At 41.9% G+C, this 9,062-nt stretch carries 8 protein-coding genes; 5 read left to right on the plus strand and 3 right to left on the minus strand.

What is annotated here, in order from left to right; all coding sequences use genetic code 11:
• Window positions 1–9: 9 nt before the first annotated feature.
• Window positions 10–945: a hydrogen peroxide-inducible genes activator gene (locus JWR23_RS02855; RefSeq protein WP_299512717.1), complete on the plus strand. Its 936-nt coding sequence runs from the start codon at window positions 10–12 to the stop codon at window positions 943–945.
• 17 nt (window positions 946–962) lie between these two features.
• Here the strand turns inward: JWR23_RS02855 and JWR23_RS02860 are convergent, their stop codons facing one another.
• From JWR23_RS02860 to mfd, 3 genes are all read right to left on the minus strand, one after another.
• Window positions 963–2,345 carry a hypothetical protein gene (locus JWR23_RS02860; protein WP_299512719.1) on the minus strand — a complete coding sequence of 461 codons (1,383 nt, stop codon included), beginning with the start codon at window positions 2,343–2,345 and terminating at the stop codon, window positions 963–965.
• Between the two features lie 113 nt (window positions 2,346–2,458).
• Window positions 2,459–2,716: a hypothetical protein gene (locus JWR23_RS02865; RefSeq protein ID WP_299512721.1), complete on the minus strand. Its 258-nt coding sequence runs from the start codon at window positions 2,714–2,716 to the stop codon at window positions 2,459–2,461.
• Window positions 2,717–2,738: 22 nt separating this feature from the next.
• On the minus strand, window positions 2,739–6,092 hold the full coding sequence (mfd, locus tag JWR23_RS02870; RefSeq protein ID WP_299512723.1) for a transcription-repair coupling factor: 3,354 nt from the start codon (window positions 6,090–6,092) through the stop codon (window positions 2,739–2,741).
• A 164-nt stretch (window positions 6,093–6,256) separates the two neighbouring features.
• Between mfd and JWR23_RS02875 the strand changes: the two genes are divergently transcribed.
• From JWR23_RS02875 to JWR23_RS02890, 4 genes are all read left to right on the plus strand, one after another.
• On the plus strand, window positions 6,257–6,664 hold the full coding sequence (locus JWR23_RS02875) for a DUF4199 domain-containing protein (protein WP_299512726.1): 408 nt from the start codon (window positions 6,257–6,259) through the stop codon (window positions 6,662–6,664).
• Window positions 6,657–6,968 (plus strand): DUF2752 domain-containing protein, encoded by a 312-nt coding sequence (locus JWR23_RS02880; RefSeq protein ID WP_299512729.1) that lies wholly within the window; start codon window positions 6,657–6,659, stop codon window positions 6,966–6,968. The genes JWR23_RS02875 and JWR23_RS02880 overlap by 8 nt, the downstream gene beginning before the upstream one ends.
• 259 nt (window positions 6,969–7,227) lie before the next feature.
• Complete coding sequence (locus JWR23_RS02885; RefSeq protein WP_299512730.1) at window positions 7,228–7,590, plus strand: TM2 domain-containing protein; 363 nt, start codon at window positions 7,228–7,230, stop codon at window positions 7,588–7,590.
• 153 nt (window positions 7,591–7,743) lie between these two features.
• On the plus strand, window positions 7,744–8,841 hold the full coding sequence (locus tag JWR23_RS02890; protein ID WP_299512732.1) for a Nif3-like dinuclear metal center hexameric protein: 1,098 nt from the start codon (window positions 7,744–7,746) through the stop codon (window positions 8,839–8,841).
• Window positions 8,842–9,062: the final 221 nt, after the last annotated feature.

A 9,062-nucleotide genomic window follows, 5' to 3' on the forward strand; every position in this document is an offset into this window, starting at 1 on the left:
TAAATCTATATGACCATAGTTCAGCTTGAATATCTTGTCGCGGTTGACACCTACAGAAGCTTTGTAGCAGCAGCCGAAAAATGTTTTGTAACCCAGCCAACCCTTAGTATGCAAATACAAAAGCTGGAAGACACTTTGGGCGTTAAATTATTTGACAGGAGCAAGCAACCCGTAACCCCTACCGAAATAGGAATTGACATTATAACCCAGGCGCGGATATTATTGGCAGAAAGCGAAAAGATCAAAGAAATAATATCCGATAGACAAAAAGAGCTATCCGGCGAACTAAAGGTTGGTATCATACCAACCGTGTCGCCATATGTATTGCCTAAAATATTGCATGGTTTTATTGAAAAATATCCACAGGTAAAACTGATAGTTTGGGAGCAAACTACCGAACAGATAATACAACAATTAAAGTTAGGAACGCTGGATTGTGGTATATTATCAACCCCTTTACATGAAAGCAGCCTGATAGAAATCCCGGTGTTTTATGAAAATTTTGTAGCCTACGCATCAAAGCATAGTAAACTATACAAAAAGAAAAGCATTAATCCGGAGGATATTGATATAGAGGAGATATGGGTGCTTAACGAGGGGCATTGCATGCGTGAGCAGGTTTTAAATATTTGCCAGCGGCGCAAATCAACACAAGGCTTTCAACATTTTGAATATAATACCGGCAGCGTAGAAACCTTAAAGCGCATGGTTGACCAAAACAATGGGGCCACTATATTACCCGAATTGGCATTGGTAGACCTGACCGATAAGCAATTAGACAGGGTGCGCTACTTTAAATCGCCCGAACCGGCAAGGGAGATAAGTATTGTTATACAACGCAACTTCTTAAAGCGCCGTATGATAGAAGCGCTAAAAAATGAGATATTAGAATTTGTACCCAAACGGATGAAAAACAAGAAGAAAAAAGAGGTAATGGAGTTTTAAGCCGTCGCTCTTTTATTCTACATATCCATTTTATGCTTCATTTTCATTAAAGCAGGGCATATTCTCAAATAAACTTCAAAACCCAATGGAGCTGAGCCATACAAACTTTTTAATACCGACGGCGAAATATTTAAAGTGCCTTGTATGCCACCAGTAAGATCGGTTTTTTTAACCGTGCCTAAAATACGATTAGTGCCTAAGGTTATGGCATTTATATTAAAGTTGGGGTTAGTTGGAAAAGCACCAACCATGTCCAGTTCCTCAGCGTCCTTTTGTACAAACTCATACCTGCCGTAAACAGCAGTTTTATGCAGTTGTAAACTGTTCTCTAATAATATGGATGGCTGTGTTTTTCCGTTGTCCGAATAATGGTTTTGTCCGTAAACCAACGTTGTTGAAATGTAACTATCATCACCCATCATTTTGGTATGTATGGCAGATGCAGTAAAGCGACCAATATTTTGCTGTGGTTCGGCTACTTCGGGGCTATGTATCCAGCCATTTGAAACCTGGAGTGCCCATTCTTTTGATGGATTATATGATAAGCGAAGCGAATAAGAGTCAAACTTCATTTTGTCAAAGTTATACCTGAACTCGTCAGGCTCCCTGCCCGTAAATGTAGATCCCTCTAACTTTATATCCTTATATCTAAACCCTAATGTAGCCACACCAAATGCAATATGCGTGGCATCCTGGTAATGATGACCAAGGGGCGCATCAGGGTTATTCATTGCCGATAGGCGGTGCATAAATACCGGTGGCCCTAATGCAGGTTCGCCGGGATATCCGAAAGAAAAAGACAGGTCGGCATTTTTAGCAACTCTGTGGGTGTAAGCCACACTTAGCTCTGCAAAAAGATCATGTGGGTGTTGACGATCAACCAGTTTTTGGCCATGGTAAGATTCGCCTGTTTGGTATAGCAAAGGGTATCCACCTGCACCAACCAAAAAAGGGTCGAAGGAAAACATGGTATTGATAGCGAACAATCCATTGCTGCCTATTTTAGTTTGCGTCATAGCCATGAACATGTTTGGCACATCAAATTTATGGCTGCCACGACTTCCTGATTTAAAAAGATCCTGATTATTGTACCGGGCAAAAAAATCGCCATGTATCATAGTCATCCATTTTTTGCCGGGTATCATATAAGCATACATTGGCGATTCATCCGGCACCCATGATGTACCCGAACCGTCTCGGTTCATAGGCAGATCAAGCGAAAACTGGCTATTCATCGTCATTGGTTCGCTCATGTCCATATCATCCATTTCAACACCATTCATATGGTGGGTATGATGCTTTGCGTTTTTTGCGGTATCATTACCCATATTCATTTTTTGGGCCAGCGATGTTTTAACTCCAAACACAATAATTATTATTACTATATAATAGGTTTTCATAGTTAAAAGGGTTAAAAAATGTTAAAGAAGGTATATTCCAATCTTATTACATAAACATATTGCTTGTACGTACCATATTATTATAATTATATAACGCTGCGCGATAAGAAAAGTTAACCCTTGACCAAAACTATTAAATATAAGCTGGATACCGGGCGCGGCATCAATATAGCTTTGCCCATATCCGGGATTGTTTTGCCCAATAATTCAGTATATAGGTTAACATTTACCTGGTTATAGTTTTGATATACCTTTGGAAAAAGCAAATATCCCGCAGATAAGGTATAGGCCACCGCGTTATCTAAAAAGTGATATCCTCTGCTGTATGTGTCCTCACAAACAGCAAGTACATAAGTTGTCTGTGAGGACACAGACAACGGGAAGAGGGATTGATTAAACCCCCACCTCTTCTAACATCCCACCCAACAACTCCACCGCCTCATCAATACCCATCACGCCCTCAATACTTAAACGTAGCGTATTCTTCACTTCCTTTAAATTAGTGCGGCGCGGGTTGGCTTGCACAAACATTAACACATTGCGGAAAGCCGCGGTTTCAAAATAGGGCGATTGCTGATTGGTGATAAAATAACCACGTAGCACGCCTTTTTTAAGAGAGATTTTCTCAAAGCCTATGGCCTTGCCTTGCCATTGCAGGCGCATGGTGTTGAGCAGGTCATTAACCTGTACCGGTATCGGCCCGAAACGGTCATGCAGTTGTTGTTGGAACGCCTGTAGCTCGGTTTCGTTTTCCAGCTTGGATAGATCGGAATATAAATTATACCGCTCTGATAAGCTGGTTACATATTCGTTAGGTATCAGTATTTCCAGGTCGGTATCTATCTGGGTAAAGGCGATGAATGGCCGTGGTTTATCATCAGGAAATAAGCCTTTAAACTCATCATCCTTTAACTCATGGATGGCTTCGTCTAATATCTTATGATACATCTCGAAACCTATCTCGGCAATAAAACCGCTTTGCTCGGCGCCTAACAGGTTTCCGCTGCCGCGGATATCGAGGTCGCGCATAGCGACATTAAAACCGCTGCCCAGGTCAGAAAATTCTTCAATAGCGCTTAACCGTTTGCGTGCCTCGTTAGTAAGCGTTGACAGTGGCGGACTCAGCAAATAACAATACGCCTTTTTATTGCTGCGCCCAACACGGCCGCGCATTTGGTGCAGATCGCTCAGGCCAAACATGTGAGCGTGATTGATGATAATGGTATTGGCGTTGGGTATATCCAAGCCGGCTTCAATAATGGTAGTAGCCACCAACACATCGTACTCGTTGTTTACAAACTTAAGCATCACATCTTCCAACGCGTCGCCCTCTAACTGACCGTGGGCAATGCCCACCCTTGCACCCGGTACCAGCTTGTGGATCATGCCACCCAGTTGCGGCAGATCATTAACCCGGTTATGGATAAAGAAAACCTGGCCGCCGCGTTCCAGTTCAAACTCAACAGCTTCTTTTATCAGCTTATCATTAAATACATGCAGCTCGGTAACCACCGGTTGGCGGTTTGGCGGCGGGGTTGATATGATGGACAAATCGCGCGCGCCCATAAGCGAAAAATGCAGGGTGCGCGGTATTGGTGTAGCGGTAAGTGTAAGCGTATCCACATTGGCGCGCATTTGCTTTAGCTTCTCTTTGGTGCTTACGCCAAATTTCTGCTCTTCGTCAATTATCATCAGGCCCAGGTCTTTAAATTTAACGTCCTTGCTTACCAGGCGATGAGTACCTATAATGATATCTACCTTGCCATCCTTCAGTTTTTCTAAAGTATCTTTTATCTGCTTACTGGATTTAAAGCGGTTAACATAATCAATGTTACAAGGGAAGCCTTTTAAGCGCTCACTGAACGTTTTATAATGCTGGGCCGCCAAAATGGTTGTTGGCACTAATATAGCCACCTGTTTGCTATCGGCAACCGCCTTGAACGCCGCGCGAATGGCTACTTCGGTTTTGCCAAAGCCTACATCTCCGCATATCAACCTGTCCATAGGATGCGGCGCTTCCATGTCTTTTTTAAAATCGTTGGTGGCTTTTTCCTGGTCGGGGGTATCCTCATAAATAAAAGAAGCCTCCAGCTCGGTTTGCAAATAACTATCCGGTGAAAAAGCATTACCCTGCTGCGATTTGCGCACGGCATAAAGCTTTATCAGATCGCGGGCTATGTCTTTAACTTTTTTTTTTGTTGTTTTCTTGAGTTTTTCCCACGTATCGGTACCCAGCTTGTTCATCCGGGGTATGGAACCCTCCTTGCCGCTATATTTAGATATGCGGTTAAGCGAGTTGATGTTTACGTACAACAAGTCGTTATCGGCATAAATCAAACGGATCATTTCCTGCTGCTTGCCGGTTACCTCTACTTTTTCCAGCCCCGCATATTTGCCTATGCCGTGGTCAATATGGGTAACATAATCGCCGGGCTTAAGCTCGCGCAATTCTTTTAGGGTGATGGCTTGCGAACGCTGGTAACCCTTTTTTAACTTGTATTTATAGTAACGATCGAATATCTGGTGATCAGTATAGCAGGCCAGTTGTTGCCCGTGGTCCACAAAGCCCTCGCGTATAGAAACGCTTATAGGTGTAAACTTTACCGTTTTATCCAGGTCCTCTAAAATGGCATACAACCGCTCCACCTGCCGCGCCGAATCGGTGAGGATAAAGTTCCCTATCTTCTCGGTTTCATTATTCTTAAAATTATGTATCAGCAGGCTAAAGTCTTTATTAAAAGACGGCTGCGGGCGCATATCAAAATTGATGGTTTCGTTAGGCTGATAAAAGAATTGCTTGCCAAACTCAATCACCGCATAATCATGCAGCTGATCGGCAATTAGCTTTTCATCTGTGAAACCAAATTTAGGGTCTATCCAATCAGGGTTTTGGTTCTTTTCGTCAGCACTTAAAGCGTTCCATAACTGGGTAGCTTTTTTATAGCCGCTTTGTATTATATCAAACGTAAACTGTACATCCTTTATCCAGATCTGGGTATCATCGTCAATATATTCCAGTAAAGAAATATTGCTTTCCGTTAAAAACTTCGACTGCACATTAGGCACAATAGTAATGCTCTTAACCTGTTCGACTGATAGCTGGCTCTCTATCTCGAAAGTGCGGATAGACTCTATCATATCGCCCCAAAACTCAACCCTATAAGGCAGTTCGTGCGAGAAAGAGAAAATATCAACTATACCGCCACGGATAGAAAATTGCCCCGGCTCGTACACAAAATCAACCCGGTCAAAATCATACTCCACCAAAAACTCATTAATAAAATCAATACTAAGTTTGTTGGTTACCGCAATCTCTAAGGTGTTTTTTTCGAGTGATGCACGGTCAATAACCTTTTCGGCCAAAGCTTCGGGGTAGGTTACTATTAATTGCCCAAATTCTGAGGAATGGTTAAGCTCGTTCAACACCTCGGCACGGGCTAAAACATTGCTGCTATCGGGCTGGGTAAATTCAAACGGTTTGCGGTATGATGATGGAAAAAGTAAAACTTCTTTGCCGGTAAGGTTCTCCAGGTCGGCCTGAAAATAGCCGGCTTCTTCGCGCTCGGGTAATACAAACACCATGTGCTTGTGCTGCAAAAAATACAATGCTACCGCCATGGTCGCATCACCCGATCCGACCAAACCACGAAGCTGTACCCTTGGATTTTTAGACGTGTTTAAAGCTTTCGCCAGTGCTAAGATCCGGTCATCAGCTTTATATCTTTCTAATATATCACGGATGTTCAAACTGCGGCAAATATACAGAAAAGAGCTGTTTAACCTGATAAAAATTAATTAGGCAAAACAATATTACCCCATAAACACTTTTTATGAATAGTTTAAACAACGTATAGCATTAATTAAACGTATTTTAGATTACAACTCACAACTTTAACCTAATACTTAAAAAAATGAAAAATGCATTAATATGGGGCCTTATAATTGGCGCACTAAGCGGACTGTGGCTATTTATCATGCACATAATGGGTTATGATATACAAGATTCTAAAGCATCGCCCTATGAATACTTTTCGATACTTATACCCATTGCAGGCTTATTCTTTGGCATAAAAAACTACCGCGATACCGAATGCAAAGGCAATATGGGCGTTTTAGAAGCGATAATACAAAGCTTTAAAATATTATTATTTGGCGGCACTATTGCTATTTTTGCGGGAATAGTTTATATCAATTACATACAAGCGGGCAATAACTTAAGCGCTTTTTCTGGTCGGATGTTTGGCGCCCTGCTTGTTGGAATATTGTGTGCATTAGCTGTATCTTTGCTACTTGCAACCAAGTCTAACAAAGTTGATTAAGTTTTTAAAGAGAAATTTCGAACTAATTTTCTGGGTAACCGCCATCATAGCGCTTGCCGTTGCCGATCCATCCGTGGAGCCGCAGTACCCGCTATGCCCGTTAAAACTGATGGGTATAACCTGGTGCCCGGGCTGCGGTATTGGCCATGCTATATCATGGCTTATACATGGTAATTTAGCCAACTCGTGGCGCGCGCATTGGCTGGGTGTGCCGGCTTTAATATTGATAACTTATCGTATTTATGTTTTGGGGAGGGGCGCTTTCGGAAAAAGCAAACAGGCTTTTTCATTTAATCAGCAATAACTTATAGGGGCGTTTCCCTTTGTAAAGCGGGTTTTGTTTGAATGATACCATCTTTCCGCGCAGCGAAGAGGCAGTCACCCGGCGAAGCGTAGGCGGGCTGAGTATTCGCCGACATCCTTCACCACTACACAATTTCACCGTCCAAATCCCCACCCTTACCGATTTGTTTAAACCATTTGCCCATTTTGTATTGCCGGGTTTTTAATACTACCTTAGTTTTGGGGTATAATTTAAAACTAATCACTTAAAAACAACAATCATGGATATGTACCAAAGTCCTTATATGGGTCTGCCGGGAATTTCAACCGAAGAATTGGCATTTTTACAACAAGCTACTTTAGGTTTAACAGACGATCAGAAAAAATATTTCTATATGGCTTATACCGGAAAAAGAAAAAGCCCGCAGGATGTTTTAATATTTACACTGATAGGTTTCTTCGGCGTAGCCGGGATACAACGCTTTTTGCTGGGCCAAATAGGTATGGGCCTGCTATACTTCTTTACCGGTGGCTTTTGTTTAATAGGTACTGTTGTAGACCTGGTTAACCATAAAACACTGGCTTTAGAGTACAATCAAAAAATGGCTTTCGAAAGTTTTAATATAGCTAAGTTGGGTAATTAATACTACGTAGGGGCGCAATACTTTGCGGCCCGATCTAACATATATTTGGAAAAGTGTAAAGACGCAAAAGACATTGCGTCTTTACTTGTTTAAGGTATTTTTAATACATTTATAAAATCCATGTAATCAATACCCATCAGTGAAATCCGATATATGAAATTATCCCAACTCACCACTTACCTCGAAATCCTGGCCCCGCTGGCTTATCAGGAAGATTATGATAATGCCGGCTTAATAGTTGGTAATCCCGATCAGGAAATTCACCAGGTTTTAATTTCGCTTGATTGTACCGAGGCTGTGGTTGATGAGGCTATTCATACCAATTGCCAGGTTATCATATCACATCACCCCATAGTTTTTAAAGGATTAAAAAAATTTAACAGCAAAACTTATGTGGAACGCGTGATTGAAAAAGCAATCCGCAATAACATAGCCATATATGCCATCCATACCAATTTAGATAATGTATTAAACGGTGTTAACGCAAAAATTTGCGAAACGCTGGGCCTGGATAATTGCCGCATTTTATCGCCAAAACAAGGCCTGTTAAAAAAACTGGTTACTTATGCACCCACCAGTCATACCGACCAGGTGCGCAATGCACTATTCCACGCGGGCGCAGGCAACATTGGCAACTACAGCGAGTGTAGCTTTATTGCCGAAGGCACGGGTACTTTTAAAGGTAATGAAGACAGCGACCCCTATGTTGGCGAGCCCGGCAAGCGCCATACGGAAGAGGAAACACGTATAGAAACCATTTACCCGGCCAATTTGGAAAGCAAAATATTAATGGCCCTGATACTGGCCCATCCTTACGAGGAAGTGGCGTATGATCTATATACACTTACCAACCAGCACCAGCAGGTAGGTTCGGGCATGATAGGTGAGCTGGATATTGCTATGGATGCGGAAATTTTTTTGTATCAACTTAAAGAAAAAATGCAGGCGCAGGTAATAAGGCATACCGCTTTTACCGGGAAGCAAATTAAAAGAGTAGCAGTTTGCGGCGGCTCGGGTAGTTTTTTATTGAAACATGCAATAGCCGGCGGTGCCGATGTTTTTATTACTGCCGACTTTAAATACCATGATTTTTTTAATGCCGAAGGAAAGATAATGATTGCCGATATAGGCCATTTTGAAAGCGAACAGTTTACCCAGCAACTGCTGCACGAAATGATACAGAAAAAGTTTACTGATCTGCCGCTGCGCTTAACCAGCGTTAATACTAACCCGGTGCGGTATTTTATATAAATAAACCCAACAAGAGGCGGGTTAGCGCTGTACACTTTGAACACGAGCAATTTACAAATCGATTATAAAATATTTTAAAAAATGTTGTATCTTTGCCATCCGTTTATAAAGAAATAAATAGAAAATCCCGTCAAAATAATGGAACAAACCGTAGAACAAAAGCTTAAAGCGTTATACGAATTACAAACCATCCACACTAAAATTGATAAAATTCGCCAGAT

This window comes from Mucilaginibacter sp., from assembly GCF_028288205.1.
Lineage (GTDB): Bacteria > Bacteroidota > Bacteroidia > Sphingobacteriales > Sphingobacteriaceae > Mucilaginibacter.

Coding starts and splice junctions, on each gene's coding strand:
- JWR23_RS02875 (WP_299512726.1), top strand. CDS start 6,257: ATGAAAAATGCATTAATATGGGGCCTTATAATTGGCGCACTAAGCGGA.
- JWR23_RS02890 (WP_299512732.1), top strand. CDS start 7,744: ATGAAATTATCCCAACTCACCACTTACCTCGAAATCCTGGCCCCGCTG.
- JWR23_RS02885 (WP_299512730.1), top strand. CDS start 7,228: ATGGATATGTACCAAAGTCCTTATATGGGTCTGCCGGGAATTTCAACC.
- JWR23_RS02855 (WP_299512717.1), top strand. CDS start 10: ATGACCATAGTTCAGCTTGAATATCTTGTCGCGGTTGACACCTACAGA.
- JWR23_RS02860 (WP_299512719.1), bottom strand. CDS start 2,345: ATGAAAACCTATTATATAGTAATAATAATTATTGTGTTTGGAGTTAAA.